General features: G+C 43.8%; 21 protein-coding genes. 10 read left to right on the forward strand and 11 right to left on the reverse strand.

Annotation, left to right across the window (positions count from 1 at the left end):
• Positions 1-131: 131 nt before the first annotated feature.
• From IQP38_RS07440 to IQP38_RS07460, 5 genes are all read right to left on the reverse strand, one after another.
• Positions 132-809, reverse strand: coding sequence for an ABC transporter permease (locus IQP38_RS07440; RefSeq protein WP_005378435.1), 678 nt, complete (start codon positions 807-809; stop codon positions 132-134).
• 3 nt (positions 810-812) lie between these two features.
• A complete protein-coding gene (locus IQP38_RS07445) occupies positions 813-1,553 on the reverse strand; it encodes an ABC transporter permease (protein WP_005378436.1) in 741 nt (246 codons plus the stop codon).
• Positions 1,554-1,634: 81 nt separating this feature from the next.
• Positions 1,635-2,405 carry an ABC transporter substrate-binding protein gene (locus tag IQP38_RS07450; protein WP_005378437.1) on the reverse strand — a complete coding sequence of 257 codons (771 nt, stop codon included), beginning with the start codon at positions 2,403-2,405 and terminating at the stop codon, positions 1,635-1,637.
• An 83-nt stretch (positions 2,406-2,488) separates the two neighbouring features.
• Positions 2,489-3,259 (reverse strand): ABC transporter ATP-binding protein, encoded by a 771-nt coding sequence (locus IQP38_RS07455; RefSeq protein ID WP_005378438.1) that lies wholly within the window; start codon positions 3,257-3,259, stop codon positions 2,489-2,491.
• A gap of 241 nt (positions 3,260-3,500) precedes the next feature.
• The gene (locus IQP38_RS07460) at positions 3,501-4,964 is read right to left on the reverse strand and encodes a hypothetical protein (protein ID WP_033905046.1); all 1,464 of its coding nucleotides are present in this window, start codon (positions 4,962-4,964) and stop codon (positions 3,501-3,503) included.
• A 453-nt stretch (positions 4,965-5,417) separates the two neighbouring features.
• Between IQP38_RS07460 and IQP38_RS07465 the strand changes: the two genes are divergently transcribed.
• The 9 genes from IQP38_RS07465 to IQP38_RS07505 all read left to right on the forward strand — a co-directional run bounded on the left by IQP38_RS07465 (position 5,418) and on the right by IQP38_RS07505 (position 18,403).
• Positions 5,418-6,965: a DUF3360 family protein gene (locus tag IQP38_RS07465; protein ID WP_005378441.1), complete on the forward strand. Its 1,548-nt coding sequence runs from the start codon at positions 5,418-5,420 to the stop codon at positions 6,963-6,965.
• 303 nt (positions 6,966-7,268) lie between these two features.
• Positions 7,269-9,545, forward strand: coding sequence for a formate C-acetyltransferase (gene pflB / locus IQP38_RS07470; protein ID WP_005378442.1), 2,277 nt, complete (start codon positions 7,269-7,271; stop codon positions 9,543-9,545).
• A 153-nt stretch (positions 9,546-9,698) separates the two neighbouring features.
• A complete protein-coding gene (locus tag IQP38_RS07475; protein WP_005378443.1) occupies positions 9,699-10,676 on the forward strand; it encodes a lipid A deacylase LpxR family protein in 978 nt (325 codons plus the stop codon).
• Positions 10,677-10,887: 211 nt separating this feature from the next.
• Positions 10,888-11,628, forward strand: coding sequence for a pyruvate formate lyase 1-activating protein (gene pflA, locus IQP38_RS07480; RefSeq protein ID WP_005378444.1), 741 nt, complete (start codon positions 10,888-10,890; stop codon positions 11,626-11,628).
• A 154-nt stretch (positions 11,629-11,782) separates the two neighbouring features.
• The gene (locus IQP38_RS07485) at positions 11,783-12,448 is read left to right on the forward strand and encodes an energy-coupling factor ABC transporter permease (RefSeq protein ID WP_017634737.1); all 666 of its coding nucleotides are present in this window, start codon (positions 11,783-11,785) and stop codon (positions 12,446-12,448) included.
• 136 nt (positions 12,449-12,584) lie between these two features.
• Complete coding sequence (locus IQP38_RS07490) at positions 12,585-13,085, forward strand: YfbU family protein (protein ID WP_017820021.1); 501 nt, start codon at positions 12,585-12,587, stop codon at positions 13,083-13,085.
• A 493-nt stretch (positions 13,086-13,578) separates the two neighbouring features.
• A complete protein-coding gene (locus tag IQP38_RS07495) occupies positions 13,579-15,513 on the forward strand; it encodes a PrkA family serine protein kinase (RefSeq protein WP_005378447.1) in 1,935 nt (644 codons plus the stop codon).
• A gap of 47 nt (positions 15,514-15,560) precedes the next feature.
• The gene (locus IQP38_RS07500; RefSeq protein ID WP_005378448.1) at positions 15,561-16,832 is read left to right on the forward strand and encodes a YeaH/YhbH family protein; all 1,272 of its coding nucleotides are present in this window, start codon (positions 15,561-15,563) and stop codon (positions 16,830-16,832) included.
• 11 nt (positions 16,833-16,843) lie between these two features.
• Positions 16,844-18,403, forward strand: a complete 1,560-nt coding sequence (locus IQP38_RS07505) for a SpoVR family protein (RefSeq protein ID WP_005378449.1) — start codon at positions 16,844-16,846, stop codon at positions 18,401-18,403.
• A 79-nt stretch (positions 18,404-18,482) separates the two neighbouring features.
• Here IQP38_RS07505 and kdsB read toward each other — a convergent pair whose 3' ends face one another.
• Genes kdsB through IQP38_RS07530 form a run of 5 tightly spaced genes read right to left on the reverse strand, consistent with a single transcriptional unit; the run spans position 18,483 to position 24,446 of the window.
• On the reverse strand, positions 18,483-19,238 hold the full coding sequence (gene kdsB / locus IQP38_RS07510) for a 3-deoxy-manno-octulosonate cytidylyltransferase (protein WP_053303248.1): 756 nt from the start codon (positions 19,236-19,238) through the stop codon (positions 18,483-18,485).
• Entirely contained in the window at positions 19,238-19,417 is a 180-nt protein-coding gene (locus IQP38_RS07515) for a Trm112 family protein (RefSeq protein ID WP_005378451.1), read from the reverse strand. The genes kdsB and IQP38_RS07515 overlap by 1 nt, the downstream gene beginning before the upstream one ends.
• On the reverse strand, positions 19,398-20,405 hold the full coding sequence (gene lpxK / locus IQP38_RS07520) for a tetraacyldisaccharide 4'-kinase (RefSeq protein WP_053303249.1): 1,008 nt from the start codon (positions 20,403-20,405) through the stop codon (positions 19,398-19,400). The genes IQP38_RS07515 and lpxK overlap by 20 nt, the downstream gene beginning before the upstream one ends.
• 5 nt (positions 20,406-20,410) lie before the next feature.
• Complete coding sequence (gene msbA / locus IQP38_RS07525; protein ID WP_042522131.1) at positions 20,411-22,159, reverse strand: lipid A ABC transporter ATP-binding protein/permease MsbA; 1,749 nt, start codon at positions 22,157-22,159, stop codon at positions 20,411-20,413.
• A gap of 31 nt (positions 22,160-22,190) precedes the next feature.
• Positions 22,191-24,446: a DNA internalization-related competence protein ComEC/Rec2 gene (locus IQP38_RS07530; RefSeq protein WP_053303250.1), complete on the reverse strand. Its 2,256-nt coding sequence runs from the start codon at positions 24,444-24,446 to the stop codon at positions 22,191-22,193.
• An 8-nt stretch (positions 24,447-24,454) separates the two neighbouring features.
• Between IQP38_RS07530 and IQP38_RS07535 the strand changes: the two genes are divergently transcribed.
• A complete protein-coding gene (locus tag IQP38_RS07535; RefSeq protein ID WP_005387834.1) occupies positions 24,455-24,964 on the forward strand; it encodes a DUF2062 domain-containing protein in 510 nt (169 codons plus the stop codon).
• Positions 24,965-25,112: 148 nt separating this feature from the next.
• On the opposite strand, the gene lolE is transcribed toward IQP38_RS07535, so the two are convergent.
• Positions 25,113-26,357, reverse strand: coding sequence for a lipoprotein-releasing ABC transporter permease subunit LolE (lolE, locus tag IQP38_RS07540; RefSeq protein ID WP_193837459.1), 1,245 nt, complete (start codon positions 26,355-26,357; stop codon positions 25,113-25,115).
• Positions 26,358-26,359 lie beyond the last annotated feature (2 nt).

The following is a 26,359-nucleotide window of genomic DNA, read 5'->3' on the forward strand; positions in this document are numbered from 1 at the left end:
TACCGAATGTTAATGTAAGTTAATGAATAATAAGAAAGAGTCTTTTACATCGGCTGGAAAAATAGGAATGAAGATAACAAAATTATCAAAAGCAATAGCACCCATTCCGGTGCTATTGCCTCTATTGATAATTAGCTTAAAGGACGCAGATAAGCTAAGAAACGCTTCTCTGCCACTTTGAAACACCACAAGATCATAAACGTCAGTGCCATGTAGAACAGCCCCGCCGTCAGGAAAGACTCAAATGGTGCATAGTAGCGCGAGTTAACTAGACGCGCAGCACCAGTTAAATCCATGATGGTAACGATGCCCGCGACTGCACTTCCGTGCAGCATAAATATGACCTCGTTTGAATAAGCTGGTAATGCTCGACGCAATGCACTCGGCAAGATAATACGTCTGTATGTCATAAACTTACTCATGCCATAGGCTTTCGCAGCTTCCACCTCACCTTTCGGCAAACCATTAATCGCACCACGAATAATTTCTGCGGTGTAAGCCGATGTATTCAGAATAAAAGCGACCAAAGCACAGAACCAAGCGTTCTCCCACAAGGTATCTTTCACAGGGAAAAACTGATCCATGCCGTAGTAAATCAAATACAGCTGAACCAATAGCGGCGTTCCACGGAAAAAGTAAATGAATCCCCAAGAAGGTAAGCTTAGAGCGTAATTGGTACTATTGCGTGCCACGGCTAATGGGATAGAGACACACAAGCCAATAACCAACGCTAATCCCACTAACCAAACTGTTGTCCAAAGTCCCTGAAGATAAGTTGGAAAGCTTTCAATAATCAAAGAAAAGTCCATAACTTACCTCGCATGAATACTGAACTTACGCTCAACAAGCTTGAGTAGCCCGGTCGAAACGCTGGTAAAAAATAGAAAGATGAGCGCGACAGCCATGTAAAAGGTGAACGGCATTTTCGTTGTACCTGCTGCCAATGAGCTCATTCTCACCATGTCATCCAGACCAATAATGGAAACTAACGCTGTGGTCTTAAGTAACACTAACCAGTTATTACCAAATCCAGGTAATGCATGACGAATCATCTGAGGAAGTAAGATTCTTCTAAACGATAAAGCAGAACTCATCCCATAAGCTTTCGCCGCTTCTAATTCACCCTTGTCCACCGCCATGATCGCTCCGCGAAAAGTCTCCGCCATGTAGGCGCCAAAGATAAAACCAATCGTGAGTACACCAGCAATAAATGGGCTGACATCAATATAATCAGGTAAGTAAGACGTCCATTCATGGTTTGGATCACTCGAGGCAAACCACTCGTTGAGCGTTTCGTTGATGGAGTAAAGGCTGTTATTTAAAAGTATTTGTCCACCAAAGAAAATTAGCATCATCAGAACCAAATCTGGAATGCCGCGAATGACTGTGGTGTAAAGAGTGGCAATCGCCCTTGCCCATTTGTAAGGTGCTAACTTAGCTAATGCGCCAAGCATGCCTAAGACCATGGCGAGAATGAGTGAAAGCACTGCAACTTCTATTGTTACTAAAGCTCCTTTCAAAATCGAAGCTTCGTATCCTTGTAAATCTAGCATAGGTGAGTTCCTAATCCCTAAACTCAAAAAATCGACCGTTGACTACTTCTAGGAACAAGCCAACGGTCGCTTAATTACGGTTTATTCACCGTACACATCGTAGTTAAAGTATTTACCAGCAATTTCTTGGTAAACACCTTTCTCACGTAGTGAAATAATTGCTGCGTCGAGTTTCTTCGTTAGATCTTTGTCTTGTTTACGAACAGCGATACCCATACCTTCGCCAAACCATTTTGGATCGGTTAACGATGGTCCAACAAACTCATAAGCTTCGCCACCTGCTTTGTTGATCACACCCTCTTCTAGAGCAGAAGCATCACCTAAAACAGCAGCAATTCGACCATTTTCTAGATCAAGATACGCTTCATCAAAAGAGCCATAACGCACAATTTCAACATCATCGCCGTAGTTGTCAGTTAAGTACTTGTCATGTGTCGTCGCACGTTGCACGCCAATTTTGACATCTTTAAGATTATCAAAATCTAGACCCGCACCTTTCTTAGCGATAAATTTATTTGGAATTTGTGCGTACTTGCCAGTGAAATCGACTTTTTTCTTGCGCTCTTCAGTGATAGACATTGCTGCGATGATGGCATCGTACTTACGTGCAAGCAGAGAAGGAATAATACCATCCCAATCTTGAGCGACGATTTTGCACTTCACTTGCATCTCTTCACAGAGTGCATTTGCCATGTCTACGTCAAAGCCTTTTATTGAGCCATCAGTTTCTGTCCAGCTAAACGGAGGGTAAGCACCTTCGATACCAAAGCGAACTGTTTTCCATTCTTTCGCTTGGGCAACACCTGATACTGCCGTTGCAGCAATCGTTGCTGCTAATAACCACTTTTTCATTTCCATACTCCTGTGATTGCTATTTTATTTCGTTTTGTTTGTTGTGTTGGCTTAGGAGGCAATAGTCTGCCGCCTAACAAATATTAGTAAATGGATGAGATAAACTGCTGTAATCGTTCTGAATCCGGGTTTGTAAATAGCTTAGCTGGATTTCCCTGTTCTTCCACTAAGCCTTGATGTAAAAACATCACATGGTTTGATACGTCACGCGCAAACGCCATTTCGTGCGTGACCACCAGCATAGTTCGCCCTTCATCTGCCAAATCTCTCATTACCCCCAGAACTTCTCCTACAAGTTCTGGGTCAAGCGCAGAAGTTGGCTCGTCAAACAACATCACCTCTGGGTCAACTGCTAGCGCACGGGCAATAGCTGCACGTTGCTGCTGGCCGCCAGATAAGTGCCCAGGGTAATAATCCTTACGCTCATACAAGCCTACTTTCTTAAGCAAGACTTCTGCATTTTCAATCGCTTGAGCTTTTGGCACGCCTAAGACATGAACAGGCGCCTCAATCACGTTTTCTAGTACGGTTAGGTGAGACCAGAGGTTGAAACCTTGGAAAACCATTGCCAGGCGTGAGCGAATACGTTGGACTTGCTTTTCATTAGCAGGAACAGATTCACCTGCTCTGTTGTTCTTCATTTGGATTAATTCACCATTTACCCAAATTTCGCCCGCGGTAGGCGTTTCTAGCAAGTTGATACATCTGAGAAAGGTACTCTTACCTGAGCCGGAAGAGCCAATGATGGAGATAACATCTCCTTTGTGCGCGGCAAGTGAAATGCCTTTTAAAACTTCATTTTGTCCAAATGTTTTGTGCAGGTCTTTTATATCTAGCGCTGGTACATCATTCATGCGCCCTACTCCCTGTGTTTTTGTCACTGCAATTAAGGGACTCCGCCCTCTCTAATTTGGAACAAATTAGCACCGCCCTTTGAAACTTGCAACAAATTATTAACCTAAATAATTCGAATAGAAAGATACTATAGACAAATTAATATGCAATATATAGCAACATATTCTTCAAAAGTTGAATATTAAATATAAAAAAGCCCCTTTCAAAGGGGCTTAATTAATTTACAAAAGTGTTAAGACGCTACTTAACCAATACCATAAAATCAGATTTCTGAGCATTCGTATTGACCTTCTCAGAATCAACTTCACTGATCACAAGACCATCGTGATCCACTTTAAGATCGGTCACATCACCATGAGAGAAAAGAGAAACAAAGTCATAGCTATTTAGGTTTGCTTCAGCAGACTCCACGACAATAGATTGTGAGAAATCACTTTTAGAAGAAACTTTCAAATCTTGCTTCACACTGTCATCGAATGTGTAGTAGAACAACTCCGGAACAACGACATCACTCTCTAAAGTTGTAAATATCTTGTGTGTTACTCGGTGTAGTGTTCCAGAGTTAGACTCTGCACGATATGCAAGGCGGCTAAAGCCTTTATCTTGGTCAGTGAAAGCAAAACCAGTATCAATAGTTGAGCCTCTCACCACATGCGACGCAGGCAGAGCATTTAGGTTGTAGTAAGCGCTTGGATCAATTGAGATATCCCAATTTGCGTCCTGATACATCTTTTGGTTCAGCACTACCGTCCAACCATTGATAGGTTTTTCAGCTGCAACACTGTAAGTCCAAGTTTCCGTTTTTGGCTCAAGCGGGTGGTAGAACTTCGTCGTTGACATAGGTAGCTCTGCAACTTCGTAGTTGTAATCACCAACAAGTACACTGATGTCTAAAGTGTCATATTTAAAAAGTGTTGGGTTCAAGATTGGAGAAGAGCCATTCATGCCAACCAACGGCAATGGTGATTCACTCGACCAATCGCGAATACCATACTGGTGCAGTTCTGTTTTCGCTGCGTCTGCATATTGTAGCACGACTGTCGACTCCATCTTCGAACCAATTGCTCTTACATCCAAAGAATCAATAGAATAGGTAGGCTTAGACTCTTTCGCAATTTTAGATATGAAGTTGTACTCTAAGCCACCAGCCTCCGTTGCTTCATATTTAAGGTCAGTTCGGGTAGCCTTACGGAAGTTGCCATTTTTATTGCAAGCAGACACCGCCTCTCGATTCATTGAGAACGTTGAGTTTCTAAGGTTATTGTCCTTTAAAAAATCTCGACCGAAGCTGTTTGCCGTAAATACTGTTCCAGAAGCATCAAGCAACTGATAAGTAAAATAGCCGTCCTCAGGAATGTCTTCTAGAACAAATTTCAAAGTAGTGCCTGATGGGTAGATAAAGTCGCCTTGACGGACACCATTCTTGTCTGAATAGAAACCGACGACCTTACCTCCTGTTAGCTGTGCACTTACGGCTGGTTGATAGGTCAATACCTGCTCGATGCCGTTGCCATCTACTCTTCGGTCGTAAATAGTACAGCTGTCTTTTTGTGCATTTGTTTCACTAATGACATTTGGAGCTGCAAAAGTAAAAGTGAATGTAGTTCTTGGTGTGGAACCACCGCCACCGCCGCCACCGCCGCCGCAACCGACCATTAACCCTGAGATGATTGCCACTAGTGGCAGTACTTTAAGCTGTTTCATGTCTTTTTCCTAAACTGAGCGGCAATGATTAGCCAAAAAATTGTCTTTGCTCTGTCCAAAGCAAGAATAAAGCCAGCTTTATATAATCACCGTGAATATTGACATTTAATCTGCATCTCGTGCAAAAGGAAAAAAAGTTCTAATTTTATGCAACTTGTGTAATGAAATTACACAAGATCTCCGCATCTCATTCGCATGCCAGAAACTTTCTGTAGTTTTATTTCACAACCATTCTTAAAGTGATCTAAATCAATCACCCTAAATGGCTATCTTGCTAGACTCCTGCCAAAAGATGAGGCTTTTTTTGCGCCTCAACACAATAAGTTATTAGCTATGCTTAGGCACAGTATCGACGTGTAACAAATCTAACAATAGCTAGCATAAGCGTGCCGCAGGATGCGGATTAACACAATTGAATGAAGAATTCATAACTTTTAAATATATGAGGAATCTATGTCAGACGCAGTTAACAAAACGCACTCTGATTCAGATATCGAGACCAAGAGCTACCGTGAGCTTCATCGTCCAGCATCTGAGTTCGCAAGCCGTTCAGACTACCTAGACCACGAACTACAAATCATGAAGCCACGTCGTTTTGGCTTGAACTTGCCAGGTCGTGACTTCCGCTTTGAGCTTGAAGACCTTGTTCCAGCACTTGCTGGTACTATCGGTATTATCGCAATGTACTCTGCGGTAATGATGTCTTGGGCTGAAGGTCTTACTGCAGCATGGGACCACGTAAACTTAGGCAAGGACTTTGCTATCGAAGTTGCGCGTGTAGAAATGCTCATCCCTGCACTTCTTTTCTGTGTACTTGCCTCTGGTTTTATTAACCCTAAAGCCAACCTAGCAGGCAACCACGGCCCAATGATCCCTCTTATTGGTACCATCGCTCTTGCTGGTGCTCACCCTCTTGCATTAGCAATTCTCATTGGTGTGTTTGGTTTGATTTTGAGCCTCTTAAAAGGTGGGTCAAAACTGGTTAACCTCACCTCTGAAGGTACGGCTGGTGGCCTTCTTATTTTCCTAGGTTTAACCGGAACCATGAGCCAAATTAACTCTATTCAAGCTTGGGCTGTTGGTTTGCAATCCGATACGGTTGCCGCTGGTAGCATGGGTTACATCGGTCTAATTGTTCTTGCGGTTACCATTGGCTTATACGCGTTCCTTGCTAAAGTGAACAAACGCTGGCTAGCGATCCCTGTTTGTGCCTTCACTGGGCTTGCAATCGCACTTGCTCTTGGCGCAGGCTTCGATATTAAATTCGTAACCGAGACAGGCCTTCCAAACCTAAATCCAATCTACTGGTGGGGTTCAACAGAAGAAGGTTGGATGCTTGGTCTTCCTAATATGGAACACTTCATCGCTTCTCTACCATTCGCCATTCTTGCGGTAGCAATGTGGTCACCTGACTTCTTGGGTCACCGTATCTTCCAAGAAATGAACTACCCACGTAAGAGTGAAAAAGTACTGATGGACGTTGATGACACAATGACAATGTGTTCCGTTCGCCAAATGGTCGGTACTGCAGTGGGTGGTGGTAACATCACATCATCTTGGGGGACTTACATGATCCCTGCTGCAATCGCGAAACGCCCTATTCCTGCTGGCGCCATCTTACTAGGCTCTCTATGTATTATTGTTGCAATCCTTGGTTTTCCTATGGACGTTGCAGTATGGCCTCCAGTTATGCGCGTTGCTCTTCTCGTTGGTGTATCTCTACCACTGCTTGAAGCTGGCATGCAGATGGTGAAGGACTCGAAAGACTCACAAGCAGCAGGCATTTGTATCTTTGGTTCTGCCGTTGTTAACCCAGTTCTAGCTTGGGCACTAACTATGCTTTTAGATAACAACGGTTTAATTGGAGATAAAGAGCGCGCGTCTCGCCTATCATTTGTAGACAAGATTGTGATCCCAGTAAGCGTACTTGTTATCTGTTTAGTTGCTATGCTTGCAGTTGGTATGCTTGAAGGCCAGTATGGCATCCAAGCTTGGCTATAAGCTAGCAGTCCAGAAATTTGTGGGTAGCGCTCGTCGCTACCCCATTTTTATCGAAATTTTTGAGGATTTATTGATTTAGTTTAAGGTTTGCAAAAAAATTTTAGTTTAACCTCTAACTGTTGCTTAAAAAGAGAAACGTTAAAACTAGTGACAATATTTATAGTTTTGTAAATCGAATACGTAAATTTAAGACTATAAATATTGTTATTCATAAGAGTGTACTGTTCCCCTCTTTTATCTGGGGATAGCTGGCTCAACGGCGAAGCAGTACGTATTTTTTTCTACTAAAAAGGTAGGTATGTCATGGCAGAGCAATTTGCTAAAGCTTGGGAAGGTTTTGCTGCAGGCGACTGGCAAAACGAAGTAAACGTTCGTGATTTCATTCAGAAGAACTACACTCCGTACGAAGGCGACGAATCTTTCCTAGTTTCTGAAGGTACTGAAGCGACTAACAAGCTTTGGGCTAAGGTAATGGAAGGCATCAAACAAGAGAACGCGACTCACGCTCCTGTTGATTTTGATACTTCAGTTATCTCTACCATCACTGCTCACGATGCAGGCTACATCGAAAAAGACCTAGAAACTATCGTAGGTCTTCAAACTGACGCTCCTCTAAAACGTGCGATCATCCCTAACGGTGGTATCCGCATGGTTGAAGGTTCATGCAAAGCCTACGACCGCGAGCTAGACCCACAAGTTAAAAAAATCTACACAGAATACCGTAAAACTCACAACCAAGGCGTTTTCGATATCTACACTCCTCAAATCATGGCGTGTCGTAAATCTGGCGTACTGACTGGTCTTCCAGATGCATACGGTCGTGGTCGTATCATCGGTGACTACCGTCGTGTTGCTCTATACGGTATTGACTTCCTAATGAAGGATAAATTCGCGCAGTTCTCTTCTCTACAAGAGCGTTTTGAGAACGGCGAAGACCTACAAATGACAATGCAGCTCCGTGAAGAGATCGCAGAGCAACACCGTGCTCTAGGTCAAATCAAAGAAATGGCTGCAAAATACGGTTGTGATATTTCTCGTCCTGCTGAAACTGCGCAAGAAGCTATTCAGTGGACTTACTTCGGTTACCTAGCTGCTGTTAAATCTCAAAACGGTGCGGCTATGTCTCTAGGTCGTACTTCTACGTTCCTAGACATCTTCATCGAACGTGATATCGCGGCTGGTAAGCTAACTGAAGAACAAGCTCAGGAAATGATCGACCACTTCGTAATGAAACTACGTATGGTTCGTTTCCTACGTACTCCTGAGTACGATGATCTATTCTCTGGCGACCCTATCTGGGCAACTGAGTCTATGGGTGGTATGGGTCTTGACGGTCGTACGCTAGTTACTCGTACAAACTTCCGTTTCCTAAACTCACTATACACTATGGGTCCTTCTCCAGAGCCAAACATCACTGTTCTTTGGTCTGAGCAACTACCTGAAGGCTTCAAGAAGTTCTGTGCGAAAGTATCTATCGATACTTCTTCTATTCAGTACGAAAATGACGACTTAATGCGTCCAGACATGAACTCTGACGACTACGCGATCGCATGTTGTGTATCTCCAATGGTTGTTGGTAAGCAAATGCAGTTCTTCGGTGCTCGTGCGAACCTTGCGAAAACAATGCTTTACACCATCAACGGTGGTGTGGATGAGAAGCTAAAAATCCAAGTTGGCCCGCAAATGCCTAAGATCGAAGGCGATGTTCTGAACTACGATGAACTGTGGGAGAAAATGGACCACTTCATGGATTGGCTAGCGAAACAATATGTGACTGCACTAAACGCTATCCACTTCATGCACGATAAGTACAGCTACGAAGCGGCACTAATGGCTCTACACGACCGTGACGTTAAACGTACTATGGCTTGTGGTATTGCTGGTCTATCTGTTGCTGCTGACTCACTATCTGCAATTAAATACGCAAAAGTTAAGCCAATTCGTGACGAAGACGGTCTAGCAATCGACTTCGAAATCGAAGGCGATTACCCTAAATTCGGTAACAACGACCCACGCGTTGATGACATTGCATGTGAACTTGTTTCTGTATTTATGGGCAAAATCCGTAAGCTTAAGACTTACCGTGATGCAATCCCTACTCAGTCAATTCTTACTATCACTTCAAACGTGGTTTACGGTAAGAAAACTGGTAACACGCCTGACGGTCGTCGTGCTGGTGCTCCATTTGCTCCAGGTGCAAACCCAATGCACGGTCGTGACGAGAAAGGTGCTGTAGCATCACTAACTTCAGTTGCTAAACTGCCGTTTGCTGACGCACAAGATGGTATCTCTTACACATTCTCTATCGTACCTAACGCACTAGGTAAAGATGAGGGTTCACAACGCGCTAACCTTGCTGGTCTTATGGATGGTTACTTCCACCACGAAGCGGGGATCGAAGGTGGTCAACACCTAAACGTGAACGTTCTTAACCGTGAAACTCTAGAAGACGCAGTTAAGCACCCAGAGAAATACCCTCAGCTAACAATCCGTGTATCTGGTTACGCTGTTCGCTTCAACTCTCTAACTGCAGAGCAACAAGCTGACGTAATCGCGCGTACATTCACTGAGTCTCTATAAGACTATAGCGAAATAACGTTCTAGTAATACAACAAAGGCTGATGCTAAGTAGCATCAGCCTTTTTTTATTTCTTGAATGAAAGTTGTGATATCGCGAAAGACTTTTGCCCGCATTCTTACGTATGATGCGAAAAAAGTTAGCAAATAAAGTCTATGAGATTTAGTAAATTAATTATTCTTACCCTTCTCTCTCCAGTTGCAATAGCATCCACTAAGTCTACGGTTTCTTTTACCATCGACAACGATGGTATTTTTGGCGTCGATCAAGACTATACGAATGGTGTTTTCCTTTCTTACGCGACAGACCAACTGACACAAGAAAGCCAATGGAAATGGCTGAGTCTAGCTAACTCAGAGCACGCCAATATCGATAAAATAGAGTTGGTTCTTGGCCACAAGATGTGGACTCCAAGCGACATTGAAGCCGATTATCCACTAATCAATGATCGCCCATATGCCGGTTACCTACACACCGAAATCAACTACCTTTCCCTAACGAGTGACAAAGCTGTACGGTACAATTTCACCATAGGAACTACGGGTGAAAGTTCGCTATCAGAAAAGGCGCAAGAAATCGTTCACGGCATAACAGGATCGACGGACCCTCAAGGTTGGGATTACCAGATTGAAGATAAAGTGGCGTTCAGCCTTGGTTACCGCGTATTTAACAAATTGATGCGCAGCGAAGAACAAAAAACACAATGGGAGATCACCAACATTAACGACATCAATGCGGGTAACTTCCGTAGTGATGTCTCTCAAGGCGTCATGTTTCGTTGGGGTACAAACCTAGCGAATAGCATCGGAGCCGCCAATATCAGTGTCGAAAGCCCTTTCTCAGCAAGTATGATCGCTCAGAACACGTCGAGTTGGTTCTTGTTCACCGGGTTTGAAGGTCGTTACCGCTTTAATGACATGACTATCGAAGGCGATCGTCCTGGCATTCCTGAACCGTCAGCGCCATACGACGTCACACTGCAAAATTGGCAAGCAAGTGCCGTCGCGGGAGTATCTTGGTACAACCAAAATTACGGTGCAAGCATCACCTTTACAATTAAAACACCGGATTATGAAGAAGCCCAAACCGATGTTTATGGGACAGGCTCGTTCTCCGTGTTCGCCTTTTTCTAAAAACTGGATTATCCCAGCATCGAAGTCAATCTAGATACACGGCAAGTTCTCGGGGTAGGTATTAACCACCTCGTGTTCAAGCGTTTATGTAGATTGGCTCCATCTATTTTCTTTCTTCAAATAACCTTGCCTTTAGTACCGACAAAGCTGTTTTAACCCTGCTTTTTGTAATAAAATAACAGCTAGAATTTACTAGTAATGAGAGCAAAAGATGTCAACAGCTGGTCGTATTCACTCATTTGAGTCATGTGGTACCGTAGACGGACCTGGTATTCGATTTATCGTCTTCTTGCAAGGTTGTTTAATGCGCTGTAAGTATTGCCATAACCGCGATACTTGGGACACGCATGATGGCAAAGAAGTCACGGTTGAAGAAATCATTTCCGAAGCGAAAAGTTACCGCCACTTCATGAATGCATCAGGTGGTGGCGTTACTTGTTCTGGCGGCGAAGCGATGCTTCAACCGGAATTCGTACGTGATTTTTTCCGCGCAGCTAAAGCCGAGGGCATTCATACATGTCTAGATACTAACGGTTATGTTCGTAAGCACACTGATGTTATCGATGAAGTACTGGATGCAACAGACTTAGTCATGCTTGACATCAAACACATGAAAGACGAAGTGCACCAAGATCTCATCGGTGTATCCAACCGACGCACATTGGACTTTGCTCGTTACTTACAAAAAATCGGAAAGAAAACATGGATTCGCTATGTCGTCGTGCCTGGTTACACAGATGACCCAGAAGCAGCACACATGCTTGGTGAATTTATTAAAGACATGGATAACATCGAAAAGGTCGAGTTACTTCCTTACCACAAACTAGGGGCTCATAAGTGGGAAGCGTTAGGCTTAGAATACCCACTCGAAGGCGTAAACCCGCCACCGAAAGAAACCATGGATGAAATTCAATCCATTCTTGCTCAATACAACGATAACGTAAAATACTAAGTGAACCGCAAGACTAACCTCTTTAAAATACCAGCTTATTGCTGGTATTTTTTTGATTATATCTAAGCCTTATCAGTGAGTTTCTCTGCGGTCATTTAGGTATAAAAAGAACGATAGAAATGATTGCGTAATGTTCGCATAGGAAGGAAGTAACATGGATTTGTTTAACTTAGGCTCTCTTGTTGTCTCAATTTGGATAGTAGCTGTCTACTGCCTACCAGATTGGAAAAAAGTCGTTTGGCCCAAACTGGAAAAAGAAAAAGGATTTCAGCACCTCGTTTTTGCAACGCTCTTCTTTTTCAGTATTTTATGGGCCGCTCAAGCAGGTGTAAAAGAAGGATTACAGATTCATTTTCTTGCACTAACAACGCTGACGATGATGTATGGGTGGCGCATGGCATTTCTACTCAGCATTCCCGCTATGTTGGTCAACCACCTACTACATGATGTGTCCTTGCTACTCTTACCCACGTCGTTAGTTCTATCTGCCCTAATTCCGATTTTCATTAGTTACTTAGTGTTTCTTCTGAGTTACCACTACTTGCCACGAAACATTTTTGTTTTCATCTTCGTTGCTGGATTTTTCAATGGCGCGATAACAGGAAGTCTGCACCTCATCATTAACTCTTTTTATCACCTATCCGTTGGTCACTACGATTGGGAAACCATTCAACATAACTACTTTGTTTTTGTGCCGTTGCTCGCCTTTCCTGAAGGTCTACTAAATGGTATGGCACTCGCGGTTTTAACCGTATTCAAGCCAGAGTGGCTGAGAGTATTTTCAGACCGAGACTACATATACAATCATTACCATAGATAAGTGTTTTTAAACTGGTCAAAAGTGACAGTTCTTGCCATTTTTTAGTATTAAATATGTGTTGAGATCATGTTTCACTCGTGTCTTAAGCGTTAACCTAAGCACATTAAAAATGTATTAGATATCTAGTGAGGTCACCATGGAAATGTCAAACGCTCAACGTTTGATTCTATCAAACCAATACAACCTTATGTCTCAACTTGATCCAAGTAATGCGGCCAAATACAAACGCTTACAAACGATCGTTGAACGTGGTTATGAACTACAAATGCGAGAGTTGAACAAAGATTTCGGCTGCCTCTCAGAAGCAGAGTGTCGTGAGATCATCGACGTTATGGAGATGTATCATGCGATGCAAGAATCTTACAACATGCTAGAAGATGAAGATCGCAGCAACGTGGATCAACGTCGCTTGAAGTTCTTGGGATTTGATATCGCTTCAGAAGCGCAACAAGTACATTACGTACGTTTTCTCATCGATTCTGAAGGTTTGTACCCTCAGTTTGACAAGGCAGATCATCACTTTAACAGCCAAATGCCGATGCTAGATAAATACCGCCGTATGCTGCAAACTTGGCGTAACTGCCCTCGTCAGTATCATTTATGTGAAAACGAACTAGCGCAAATCTTCAGCGCATAAAATGGTCATCTAAGAATGAGGAGAGCGCCCGCTCTCCTTGTTATTTACCCTGTCACAAACTTATCTAAGACTTTGCTCTCTTCCTACCTCTTTCACTTGCCTTGCTCAATGTAGAACAACGAATCACTGAGACTCTTCCGTCTTTGCCAAATATTTGATTTCTATTGCACCTATTCACGACATAAATTCGTCCTTAATAAAAGAGTGATTCAAATGTCACTTTTACAATAAATTCATAATTGTTAAGCAAAATTGCAAATCCCCGACTAGGCTTAAGTAGAGAAAGGCTGTGATTGAAAAATTCATATCCACCGCTCACCGTTGTAACGAAAAAACCGTCCATAAAGCAAAGTCTTTGGTGTCGCCAATCTTACATTCTGTACGAACCAAATATGATAACAGGACGTATATTCAAACAACAACGAGCATAACTGTTGGTGGAAAGCCTGAATCAACGTTCGTCGGTAGACTGACTATTAAAGGGGAAAGCGACATGAGTATTTTCGACCACTATCAATCAAGATATGAAGCTGCAAAAGATGAAGAGATGTCGTTACAGGAGTTTTTAGCCCTGTGTAAAGATGACAAAAGCGCTTATGCTAATGCAGCAGAACGCCTACTGATGGCGATTGGTGAACCAGAGATAATCGATACGGCAAAGGATCCGAGACTAAGCCGAATCTTCTCGAATCGTGTTATCTCTCGTTATGAAACCTTTAAAGACTTTTATGGCATGGAAGATGCCATAGAACAAATTGTGTCTTACCTAAAACATGCGGCGCAAGGCCTAGAAGAGCGTAAGCAGATTCTTTATCTACTCGGCCCTGTAGGTGGCGGTAAGTCTTCGCTTGCAGAAAAGCTTAAGGCTCTGATGGAACAGATGCCTATTTATGTTCTTACTGCTAACGGCGAACGCAGCCCAGTGAATGACCATCCATTCTGCCTATTCAAAGCCACAGAAGATGGCGATATTTTGAAAAAAGAATATGGCATCGAGCACCGTTATCTTCGCTCGATCATGTCTCCTTGGGCCGCTAAACGTCTTCACGAGTTTGGTGGTGATATCACCAAATTTAAAGTAGTGAAAGTACGCCCTTCTATCCTTGACCAAATCGGTATTGCCAAAACTGAACCAGGCGATGAAAACAACCAAGATATCTCATCATTGGTTGGTAAAGTCGATATTCGTAAGCTTGAACACTATTCGCAAGACGATCCAGACGCTTACAGCTACTCCGGTGCGCTGTGTAAAGCAAACCAAGGTTTAATGGAATTCGTTGAGATGTTCAAAGCACCAATCAAAGTGCTTCACCCGCTGTTAACAGCAACGCAAGAAGGCAACTTCAACGGTACAGAAGGCCTTTCTGCGATTCCATTCGACGGTATGATTCTGGCTCACTCAAACGAATCTGAGTGGCAGACCTTCCGTAACAACAAGAACAATGAAGCGTTCTTGGACCGTGTTTATATTGTGAAAGTACCTTACTGTCTACGTGTTTCAGAAGAAGTCAAAATCTACCAAAAACTTCTTGAAAACAGTGAGTTGTCTCAAGCCCCTTGTTCACCAAGCACGCTCGAGACTCTGGCACAATTCAGTATTCTTTCTCGACTTAAAGAGCCTGAAAACTCGTCCATCTTCTCTAAGATGCGTGTATACGACGGTGAAACGCTGAAAGATACGGATCCAAAGGCAAAAAGCTATCAAGAGTATCGTGATTATGCTGGTGTCGATGAAGGCATGAACGGTCTCTCAACACGTTTTGCCTTTAAGATTTTGTCACGCGTATTTAACTTCGACCAAACCGAAGTGGCAGCCAACCCTGTACATCTATTCTATGTGATTGAACAACAGGTTGAGCGCGAACAGTTCCCTGCTGAAACAGCAGAGAAATATCTCGAGTTCTTGAAAGGCTACCTAGTACCTCGATACGTTGAATTTATCGGTAAAGAGATTCAGACCGCTTATCTTGAGTCTTACTCTGAATACGGCCAAAACATCTTCGACCGATATGTCACCTATGCAGACTTCTGGATTCAAGACCAAGAGTACCGAGATCCAGAAACTGGTCAGCTATTTGATCGCTCTTCACTGAATGCTGAGCTAGAGAAGATCGAAAAAACAGCTGGTATTTCTAACCCGAAAGATTTCCGAAACGAAATCGTTAACTTTGTGCTTCGTGCGAAAGCGAATAACAATGGTCAAAACCCGGTTTGGACCAGCTACGAAAAACTGCGCACAGTAATCGAGAAGAAAATGTTCTCCAATACCGAAGAGCTACTTCCGGTTATCTCATTTAATGCGAAAACCTCTTCTGAAGATCAGAAGAAGCACGACGACTTTGTCGCTCGCATGATGGAAAAAGGCTATACCGAGAAACAGGTTCGCCTACTTTCTGAGTGGTACCTACGAGTACGTAAGTCATCCTAACCCAGTATTGAGTTAGGTCGCTTGTGAAACATGAAGAGGGCTATTTCATGGCGCAATTTATAGACCGAAGGCTCAATGGCAAGAACAAGAGCGCTGTTAATCGACAGCGCTTCTTGAAGCGCCACAAAGAGCAAATAAAAGAGTCGGTAGCAGACGCAGTGAATCGACGCTCGATTACGAATACGGAAACGGGCGAAGACGTCTCTATCCCTCACAAAGACATCAATGAGCCTATATTTCATCAAGGCAAAGGTGGTGTTCGCGAACGAGTTCATCCCGGTAACGACCAATTCATTACTGGTGATAAAATTGAGCGTCCCAAAGGTGGCGGTCAGGGTAGCGGCTCAGGAGAAGGGAACGCCAGTCCAGATGGAGAAGGCCAAGACGAATTTGTATTCCAAATATCAAAAGATGAGTACCTCGATATTTTGTTCGAAGATCTCGAGCTGCCTAATCTAGAAAAAAACCAAATTGCCAAAATCACTGAATGGAAAACACACCGTGCAGGCTTTCAAACTGCCGGTATCCCTTCCAATATCGCCGTAGTACGCTCTCTGCAACAATCTCTTGCGCGCCGTACTGCAATGACTGCTGGTAAGAAACGACTTCTCAAAGAGCTAGAAGACGAACTTGCTCGCATCAAAAATATTGAGCCTGCTCAGCAGTTTGAAGAGAACCGCTTGAAGGCTGAAATTGAAGAACTGCGCAAGAAAATCGAAAGCGTGCCGTTCATCGATACCTTCGACTTACGCTTCAAGAACTATGAGAAACGCCCTGTACCATCGAGCCAAGCGGTCATGTTCTGTCTAATGGACGTATCCGGTTCTATGGATCAGGCAACGAAAGACATCGCAAAACGCTTCTATGTTCTTTTGTACTTGTTCTTAACTCGTACCTACGAGAATGTCGAAGTCGTCTTTATCCGCCACCATACCCAAGCGAAGGAAGTGGACGAGCACGAATTTTTCTACTCACAAGAAACCGGGGGTACCATTGTATCTAGCGCGCTCAAGTTAATGGATGAAATAGTAAAAGAGCGATACCCGATTGGTCAGTGGAACATATATGCAGCTCAAGCATCCGACGGTGACAACTGGGCAGATGATTCGCCAAGATGCCGGGATCTGTTAGTGAACAAATTACTTCCAAACTGTCAGTATTACTCTTACATAGAGATCACGCGGCGCTCGCACCAAACTCTATGGCATGAGTACGAAAAACTCACTGAAGAATTTCCTAATTTCGCAATGAAAAACATTCGCTCTGTGGAGGATATTTTCCCAGTCTTTCGTGAACTATTCCAAAAAGAAACGGCGTAAGGAGGCTAGCGATGAATACCGCAACGAGAAACCTCTCAGGAGAGGCGCCTAAGAAGCGTAACAGTAAAGTGTTGCCGGATGGACCAGATTGGACATTTGAGCTGTTAGAGCGATACCACAAAGAAATTAAGCGTGTCGCGGAGCATTATCGCCTAGACACTTACCCTAACCAAATAGAAGTGATTACTTCAGAACAGATGATGGATGCCTATTCAAGTATCGGCATGCCAATCAATTACAATCACTGGTCATTTGGTAAAAAATTCATTCAAACAGAGCAGAACTATAAACATGGTCAAATGGGGCTAGCCTACGAGATTGTGATTAACTCCGACCCTTGTATTGCTTATTTGATGGAAGAAAATACGGTAACAATGCAAGCACTCGTGATAGCGCACGCGTGTTACGGCCATAACTCTTTTTTCAAAGGTAATTACCTATTCCAAACGTGGACTGACGCTAGCTCTATTATCGACTATCTGCTGTTTGCCAAAAAGTACTTAGCCGAATGTGAAGAACGATATGGCGTAAAAGAAGTGGAAAAACTGCTCGACTCTTGTCACGCATTAATGAACTTTGGTGTAGACCGCTACAAGCGTCCAGAGAAAATCTCAATTACAGAGGAAAAAGCAAGACAAGAAGAACGCGAAGCATACCTACAATCTCAAGTTAATGAGCTTTGGCGCACCGTACCGACAGCCAAGACGAAAGAGGAAGACATTAAAGAGCGATTCCCGAGCGAGCCTCAGGAAAACTTGCTCTACTTCTTCGAAAAACATGCGCCGTTGCTAGAGCCGTGGCAACGTGAAGTTGTTCGGATCGTCCGTAAGATCAGTCAGTATTTTTATCCGCAAAAACAAACGCAAGTCATGAATGAGGGCTGGGCAACGTTCTGGCACTACACCATACTCAACCATCTTTATGATGAGGGCTTGGTGTCTGAAAAGTTCATTCTAGAGTTCTTACATAGCCACACCAGTGTCGTGGCTCAGCCGCCTTATAACAGTCCTTACTTTAATGGCATTAACCCCTACGCGTTAGGCTTTGCCATGTTCCGAGATATTAAGCGTATCTGCGAAGAACCAACTGATGAGGACAAGGAGTGGTTTCCAGACCTAGCAGGAACCGACTGGTTAGATGCAGTGCATTTCGCGATGCATAATTTCAAAGATGAAAGCTTTATTAGCCAATACCTTTCTCCGAAATTAATGCGTGATTTCAAGCTGTTTGCGATCAACGATGATGATCATAAGAACTTTATTGAAGTCGCTGCGATACACGATGAGATGGGTTATAAACGCATTAGAGAAACCCTAGCCGCTCAGTATAACTTATCTAATCTTGAGCCAAACATTCAGGTGTTTAATGTCGATGTCCGTGGTGATCGCTCGCTTACGTTGCAGTACGTTCCTCACAACCGCATCCCACTTGATGATAGTTACGAAGAAGTTCTAAAGCACGTGTATCGATTATGGGGCTTTGATGTCATTCTCCAAGAAGTGAAAGACACCGGTCACCGAGAGGTCTTAGCGACCTGCCCTAAACGGAACCAATACGACACTAACATTTAACTAATACCTCGATACAAGTAAAACAAAAAGGCTCCTAATTCAGGAGCCTTGTTTATTCTTAAATCTATATGAGCATTTGTTACGCTTGCTTTGCAACAATCGCGCGCACGGCTTCTAGATCTTCGGGCGTATCAACCCCTGCCGCTGGTGCTTCTTTCGCTACCGCCACATGAATTTTTTCACCGTACCAAAGCACTCGCAGTTGCTCAAGACACTCAATCTGCTCTAATGCACTTGGTGCCCAGTTGACATACGTATAAATGAAACCAGCTCGATAAGCATAAATACCAATATGACGCATTAATGGGTTGGCAATGGTTTTGTCTTGTTTAGCAAAGTTATCGCGATCCCAAGGGATGGTTGCTCGACTAAAGTACAACGCATAGCCTTGCTCATCGGCGACAACTTTAACAGCATTCGGGTTGAACACTTCCTCTTCCGAGTCTATTTCTACAGCTAACGTCGCCATCGGGGCTTCACACCCTGATAAGTTATCAGCAACCTGACGAATGATGGACGGCGGAATCAAAGGCTCATCCCCTTGCACATTAACAATAATGTGGTCTGACGGAATAGCCATCTTTTCAACAACTTCTGCAAGACGCTCCGTACCTGATTCGTGCTGGGGAGAGGTCATACAAACTTTACCACCAAATGACGAAACCGCTTTCGCAACACGCTCGTCATCAGTTGCAACGATGACATCTTCCGCACCCGCTTGTAGCGCTTGTTCATAAACCCACTGAACCATAGGCTTACCACCAATATCCGCTAGCGGTTTACCAGGCAAACGGCTCGATGCGTAGCGCGAAGGGATGACAACCGTAAAAGACATTAGCGTCCCTCATCCATGCTCATAGTGCGAGCTTCAGGCTCTAGCAGAACTGGAATACCCTCTTTGATCGGGTAAGCAAGGCGATCCAATTTGCAGATCAACTCTTGATTATCTTTATCGTACGTCAGCTTACCTTTGCAAACAGGGCAAGCTACAATCTCAAGTAGACGGTGATCCATAAGCCGCTTTAACCTCTTTTATTCTATTTAAAATTTGCTCTGCATCGTTTGATTCAAACTGGGCAGATACAGGCAGATACCACCAATTATCTTGCGCATAATGGCTGCACTTGACGGCATCTTTCTCGGTCATAATCACATTGGTCCCTTGTTGAGCCAATGCTTCTAATTCTTGTTGATCAAAGTCTTGATGGTCAGCAAAACCTTTTGTGACTTTAACATCTGCGTTCATCGAGTTTAGTGTATGAAAAAAACGCGGAGGATGACCAATGCCCGCAAATGCGACGAGGTCTTTCAACTCCGAGACATCCACATGTTGCTTAGTCTTAAGATTAATAGCTTTAGAGGGTGCTAAAGCCATTGCGATTTCGCCCGTATGCGCTTGACCGCCATTGGTGATGATAAAGTCGACTTCTTTAAGTCGCTCAATACCTTCACGTAAAGGACCTAATGGAATCAGGCTTTCATTCCCAAACCGGCGATTACCATCCACAATCACTAACTCAATATCACGGCCTAACGCATAATGTTGTAATCCATCATCCGTAATTATGATATCCACATCCAAATCTAGCAGTGCTTTCACTGCATTTGAACGCACAGGATCTACCGCAACAGGTGCTCCTGTACGGCGATGAATCAACTTAGGTTCATCGCCACAATGCTTCGCTGGCGTATCTTCTTTTAGCACTAACGGATAGGCAGGAGCCTTTGCCCCATAACCACGAGAAACAACCCCCGGCTTAAAGCCCATTTGCTGTAGTTGCTCAACAAGCCACACAACAACTGGTGTTTTACCATTGCCACCAGCAGTGATATTGCCAACCACAACAACAGGTATAGGCGCATTATAAGCTTGCTTGCGGCCAGTTTGGTATTGCTTTCGCTTTGACTTGCTTATCGCTCCAAATAATAAACTCAGTGGCCACAAAAGCGGCCACAAGAGATATTTTATTGGATGGTTTTCAAACCAGATTTTTTCAATCACCGCGCTTATTCACCAAACTGAATACGGTGCAATTGTGCATACGCACCATTTTTCTCAATAAGCTCAGCGTGGTTGCCACGTTCAATGATGGCACCATCATCAACCACAAGAATTTCATCGGCTTTCTCGATTGTGGATAAGCGGTGCGCTATTACAAGTACCGTTTTGTCTTTTTGCAGCTCATCAAGTGCAGCTTGAATAGCTCGCTCGGATTCGGTATCCAAAGCCGAAGTTGCCTCATCAAGAATCAGCACTGGAGCATCACGCAATAGAGCTCGCGCAATCGCAACACGTTGGCGTTGACCACCAGACAAGCTAGCACCATTTTCACCAATCATGGTATCCAGTCCATCATCCATTTTGCCGATGAACTCCATCGCATGCGCGAGTGTTGCCGCTTTCTCGATATCACTACGCTCATATTGGCCATCCGTTGCGTACGCAATATTGTTTGCTATCGTGTCATTAAACAAATGAACATTTTGCGATACTAGTGCAAATTGCTGGCGTAAATTCTTTAGCTCGTAATCACGAATATCATGCCCATCTAATGTGATAGATCCACTGTCAACATCATAGAAGCGGTTGAACAAGTTCGCGATGGTACTTTTACCTGAGCCAGAACGGCCAACTAGCGCCACCGTTTTTCCTCTTGGAATATCGAAGCTGACATTTTCCAATGCTGGTTTTTCTGCACCAGTGTAAGTAAAGCTTACGTTTTTAACTGAAACATCGCCATTTGCGCGTTCAACTGTCAACTTACCTTCGTTTTTCTCAGGCTCGAGGTCAATTAACGCGAAGAGCGTTTGGCTCGCGGCCATACCACGTTGGAACTGAGAAGTAACGTTAGTCAGCGCTTTAAGTGGGCGCATCAGACCAAACATTGCAGAGAAGACAACAGTAAATGTACCTGGAGTCAGTTGCTCTTTAATCGAATCAATACTTGCTAAATAAAGAACGGCAACAATTGCAAGTGATGCAATCATTTGGATGATAGGGTTAGCCGCCGCTTGAGCCGTCACCAACTTCATGCTTTGTTGACGCATTTGGTTGCTGACTTTTTCAAATCGTTTACGTTCGATGTCTTGGCCGCCATAGCTCAACACAACTTTATGGCCTTTCAGCATCTGCTCTGCTGATGCAGTTACGTTACCCATCATGGTCTGCATATTTTTGGATATTTTTCTAAAACGTTTAGAAACAACACCAATACCCCATGCCACAACGGGAGCAACAGCAAACAGCACTAGCGACAATTGCCAGCTGTTGTAAAACATCAAGACTAACAGACCAATGATACTTGCGCCTTCACGCACAATGCTCACCAACGCTTGGCTAGTTGCCGCTGATACTTGCTCTGAGTCGTAGGTTATACGCGACAATAAGTTGCCCGTCTTTTCCTTATCAAAGTATGACACTGGCATATGCATAAAGTGATTGAACACCATGCGACGGACTTGCATAACTACGTTGCCAGATACCCAACTCAAACAGTAGGTGGAGACAAATCCACTTATGCCACGGATAAACATCATGGCAAAAATAATCAATGGAAGCGTGCGTAAAAAATCAGACTCAGCGTTCCCAAAACCTTCATCGAGTAGCGGTTTTAGTAGGGAAATCATATAGGTATCTGATATAGCATTAATAACTAATGCAATGACTGCAACGACAAGACCTGACTTATAAAGGCGAATAAATTGCCATAGACGCTTAAACGTCTGCCAAGTCGTTTCATCAGTATTTATCGACATAGAAGTGCTTTATTTTCTTACATTAAGACTCTCATTCTACTCCCTTACGCAGCATCTGCCTATACCAAGGCTCAAATGTATCGCTACGTTTGGTTTCTGAGCGCCAATTATCACGGTGAATAAAGAAGCTTACCTGACCACCCTCACCAGTATCAAGCCAAGTAATACCAAACTTTCGGTATGAAGCAACGACATTTTCCGCTGGCATTCCCCATCGATTGTTTTTTGCTAAAGAAGCAACCGCCACACTCGGGCTCACCGCCTCAATAAATCGAGGATTCGATGAACTTTTACTCCCGTGGTGAGGGACTAGCATCACATCGCTTTGTAACTTTCCGGGTTCTCTAAGCAAAATCCACTCGCTAATGGCCTCAATATCACCAGTAAAAAGCATACTAAAGTTAGAAATAGGGTCAGTAAGTCGTAGTACACAGGAGTGCGGATTATACGCACGTTGAACAAGTGCAGGAGGCCAGAGCACTTCCATGTTTAATCCTTGCCATTTCCATTGGTCGCCTCTAGTGCAAGGCTCATATTCGATAAATAATTGACTACTAAGTTTACGTTGTGGAGAAAAGGCATCTTCAATGACAAAGCGGCCGCCTGCGTGATCATTATCGGAATGGCTTAGAATCAGTGTATCTATGCTTTCATAACCTCGTTGATGCAAAACCGGAGTGACGACCTGCTCTGCGATACTGCCGCTTTGCCATGCTTTACCAGTGTCATACAGCAACACCTTGTCGTCTTTTTCTACAACCACTGCAAGGCCATGACCTACATCTAATACATCGATACGCCAATGCGGTTCATACTCCGCTGCAAACTTGATACTAATAACGATGCCGAGTAACAAATACCACGCGTACTGAGACATGAACCGTTGAAATATTAAGCAAACCACTATAGCCATAACCAGCATTGTCATTTCCATGCTAATAGGTTGCCAAGAACCTATTGCGTACTGTATTGACGTGCTCAATGGCTGTAATGACCAGTCCACCAAATGCCACAGAGGCTTCGCTATCATTTCAAGAAACAAAGATGAGAACAGGGCTAGAAACATCAAAGGTACAACGATAAATCCGAACCAAGGAATAAATACCAAGTTGTAGGCTATTGAGGACAAACTAAAACCGGAGAAGAAATGGCCACTAACAGGTACGATTAAAGCGCTCAACATCAATTGAGTAAGCAATAACGCTTTTAATCGCGCTTTCCAACCTCCCCTTTGATGTCGAATCAAATTAATTGCGAACAATACCGCACAAACGGAGAGGTACGATAACCAAAAGCTCATACTGTAGGATGCAAAAGGTTGGACAAGCAGTTGTAGAGATACTGCAAGCAAAAGAACTCGCCAAGAAGTCCAGTGCACCAGAGTATACTTCAGGAGAACGTAAACAACGCATACCGACACTGCTCGCGTAGTAGGCAGAGAGAAATCCGCTAACCAAGCGTAGGCAACAGCGAAGATCAGCCCATATAAGCTAGGCAACAACTGGTATTGGGGTAATAGATAACGAACGGTACCGCCCACGACTAGCCCAAAAGTAAACGCCATACCAATATGTAAACCAGAAATGGAGACCAAGTGCAGTAAACCACTGTCCCTGAGCGCTTGCCAATCCTCTTTAGACAGCCAAGAACGATCAGCAAAAACTAACGCATTTATTAACGAGAAATGATGAAGGGAAGACACATCATCAGCGACATCGGCAATAATGGATTGACGCAGAGATACATTAGAACGAACAATCCACTTAGCATCTTTGTTAACAACCGCTCGGGCGATAATATTTTTACTCATCGCGTGCTTTTCAGCATCAAAGCCAGCTTCGTTGCGTAGACCTGTAATCGGCTTTAACGAGATGGATGTCGTAAACTCACTGTTAACATCGAGTGGAAAAGGCGTAATAAGACGGATTTTAGGTTTAAGAAAAGGTAACAGAGTTTGAGAATTTACCGCTTCTATAGCGACAATACCTTCATAACCGTGACTTATTTGCGTAAAAGGGCTGTCAACTTTACCAATTATGGTAATATTCTCCCCTGCTTGAAAAAGGGCTTGTCTCTGAGACTCCAATACATTGCCGTGGACGATGACAACCATAAAGCCCGCAATTGCGCCTATGCTAATTAAGCCACGACGTAATTTGATTATTGAGCCAGTGGTTATTATTCCCAGCAGCAACCAACGCCAATCTGGTATTGTCGGCCACCAAGCTGACGAGATTACGCTCGCTACAAATAACGCCAAGGTCCAACTTTTTTCTGAGAGAGTCATGCTGTCCTATGCCTAGAAAGCTGATAAAACGCTTCATGCCAGATCATGAATTGATCAAACGCCAAAAAGCATTGAAGGTCTTCGGCAATGTGTTGTACAACCCGAACTTGTGGTGCTTAAACCGCCGCTCGGCATCAGGGGCTTTTGCTGTCGGGTTATTTATGGCTTTTGTTCCGCTGCCGAGCCAAATGATCATGGCCGCTGGCTTGGCCATTATGTTGGGTGTCAATCTGCCCCTCTCCGTCGCTTTGGTATGGATCAGCAACCCTATCACTATGCCTGTGCTATTTTACTTTGCGTACAAGCTAGGTGCTCTAGTGATGCGTCTTCCCCCGCAACCTTTTCACTTTGAACTATCGTGGGAATTCATCATGCAGCAAATGAGCACCATTGGACCTCCATTTCTATTGGGCTGCGCAATTTGTGGGGTTGTATCCGCGATTATTGGCTACTTCGGAATTCGAGGGCTTTGGCGCTACTCAGTGGTACGGAGCTGGCAAAAACGCAAAATAAGATAAGACCTTACTGCGTAAAAATCAGCATTTGAGCTATCAGTTGAGGGGCATCTAACAGTTAGAATGAAACGCGATGTTACTCAAGTCGGATAAATACAAAAAAGGACCGAATTCGGTCCTTTTTGTTTTTCGCATATTGTAAAACAATCAGCTATTTAGAACTCAGTACAGCCGCCGGATTCAACCTTGCGGCACGCGAAGCAGGATACCAAGTCGCAAGTAAACTAAGCACTATCGCCGTCACTGACACCAATGCGACATCTGGCCAGTGTAGTTGTGATGGTAAGAAGTCAACGAAGTAAATATCACCCGATAAAAACTGATGACCGATTAAGCTCTCTAGCCCTTTAATTAACGGAGTCAGGTTTAACGCTACTAAGACACCGATAACACTGCCGACGAGACTACCAAATACACCAGAGAATACACCTTGCCAAACAAAGATCCGTTTGATTAGGCTATCTTTTGCTCCCATTGTTCGCAAAATTGCAATTTCCGCCGCTCGGTCTTTCACTGCCATCATCAACGTAGACACAATATTAAAACATGCCACGCCAATCACCAGTACCATCACCAAGTACATAATGGTGCGCACGAGCTGAATATCGCGATACAAAAAACCAAACTTTTGCTGCCAGCTTTTCAAATACACGTAAACATCAACCATGCTACCAACCTCGCGAACAATAGAAGGCGCATTGAGAACATCGTCAGTTTTTAGTGAAATGCCAGTGACCCCTTCCCCTAATCTCGCGTATTGCTGAGCATCCGCTAATGGTACTAACGCTAGAGAGTGGTCGATTTGGCCATTCAATGTTAAGAACCCTGACACCTTCACGCGCACTCGCTTAGGAGCCTGCACTTTATTTGCGCCGCCTGTTTGCGGAATCATCAACGTAGCGTAATCCCCCACGGCGACATTTAGCTCGTTTGCTACACCTCGTCCTAAGATCACTTGCTGCTGACCGGCATAAAAGTTTTGCCAAGCTTCTTGGTCAATAAAATTCGATAAGCTCGACACCGCTTGCTCGAAAGTAGGCTCTACACCACGAACTTCTATCGCTTTTAGCTTACTGCCTTTTTCTGCCAAGCCCGTAAAACGAACGTACGGTGCTGCCGCAACAACATGTTCATGTTTTAGAGCTTGATTCATCGTTTTGGTGTAGTCATGAAGTGGTCCATTAACACCTTCTAACTCGCCGTGTGGGATCACAGACAACACACGCGATTGCAGCTCGCGCTCAAAGCCATTCATTGCAGACAAACCGATAATGATCACAGCAACGCCAACCGCAATACCAATAGTCGAAGAAAGCGATATGAAAGACACCATCTTGTTGCGCTTTTTCGCTCGACTGAAGCGACCACCAATCATCAAAGCTAAAGAGGTAAACAAAA

Source organism: Vibrio sp. OPT41, from assembly GCF_015163595.1.
Lineage (GTDB): Bacteria > Pseudomonadota > Gammaproteobacteria > Enterobacterales > Vibrionaceae > Vibrio > Vibrio alginolyticus.

Excerpts from the sequence above, each read along its gene's own strand:
- msbA (WP_042522131.1), bottom strand. The coding sequence starts at position 22,159 with ATGTCGATAAATACTGATGAAACGACTTGGCAGACGTTTAAGCGTCTA.
- IQP38_RS07495 (WP_005378447.1), top strand. The coding sequence starts at position 13,579 with ATGAGTATTTTCGACCACTATCAATCAAGATATGAAGCTGCAAAAGAT.
- IQP38_RS07460 (WP_033905046.1), bottom strand. The coding sequence starts at position 4,964 with ATGAAACAGCTTAAAGTACTGCCACTAGTGGCAATCATCTCAGGGTTA.
- IQP38_RS07440 (WP_005378435.1), bottom strand. The coding sequence starts at position 809 with ATGGACTTTTCTTTGATTATTGAAAGCTTTCCAACTTATCTTCAGGGA.
- kdsB (WP_053303248.1), bottom strand. The coding sequence starts at position 19,238 with ATGTCTTTTACGGTTGTCATCCCTTCGCGCTACGCATCGAGCCGTTTG.
- IQP38_RS07465 (WP_005378441.1), top strand. The coding sequence starts at position 5,418 with ATGTCAGACGCAGTTAACAAAACGCACTCTGATTCAGATATCGAGACC.
- IQP38_RS07450 (WP_005378437.1), bottom strand. The coding sequence starts at position 2,405 with ATGAAAAAGTGGTTATTAGCAGCAACGATTGCTGCAACGGCAGTATCA.
- IQP38_RS07530 (WP_053303250.1), bottom strand. The coding sequence starts at position 24,446 with ATGACTCTCTCAGAAAAAAGTTGGACCTTGGCGTTATTTGTAGCGAGC.
- IQP38_RS07515 (WP_005378451.1), bottom strand. The coding sequence starts at position 19,417 with ATGGATCACCGTCTACTTGAGATTGTAGCTTGCCCTGTTTGCAAAGGT.
- IQP38_RS07455 (WP_005378438.1), bottom strand. The coding sequence starts at position 3,259 with ATGAATGATGTACCAGCGCTAGATATAAAAGACCTGCACAAAACATTT.
- IQP38_RS07445 (WP_005378436.1), bottom strand. The coding sequence starts at position 1,553 with ATGCTAGATTTACAAGGATACGAAGCTTCGATTTTGAAAGGAGCTTTA.
- IQP38_RS07505 (WP_005378449.1), top strand. The coding sequence starts at position 16,844 with ATGAATACCGCAACGAGAAACCTCTCAGGAGAGGCGCCTAAGAAGCGT.
- IQP38_RS07535 (WP_005387834.1), top strand. The coding sequence starts at position 24,455 with ATGCCTAGAAAGCTGATAAAACGCTTCATGCCAGATCATGAATTGATC.
- IQP38_RS07500 (WP_005378448.1), top strand. The coding sequence starts at position 15,561 with ATGGCGCAATTTATAGACCGAAGGCTCAATGGCAAGAACAAGAGCGCT.
- pflA (WP_005378444.1), top strand. The coding sequence starts at position 10,888 with ATGTCAACAGCTGGTCGTATTCACTCATTTGAGTCATGTGGTACCGTA.
- IQP38_RS07485 (WP_017634737.1), top strand. The coding sequence starts at position 11,783 with ATGGATTTGTTTAACTTAGGCTCTCTTGTTGTCTCAATTTGGATAGTA.
- pflB (WP_005378442.1), top strand. The coding sequence starts at position 7,269 with ATGGCAGAGCAATTTGCTAAAGCTTGGGAAGGTTTTGCTGCAGGCGAC.
- IQP38_RS07475 (WP_005378443.1), top strand. The coding sequence starts at position 9,699 with ATGAGATTTAGTAAATTAATTATTCTTACCCTTCTCTCTCCAGTTGCA.
- IQP38_RS07490 (WP_017820021.1), top strand. The coding sequence starts at position 12,585 with ATGGAAATGTCAAACGCTCAACGTTTGATTCTATCAAACCAATACAAC.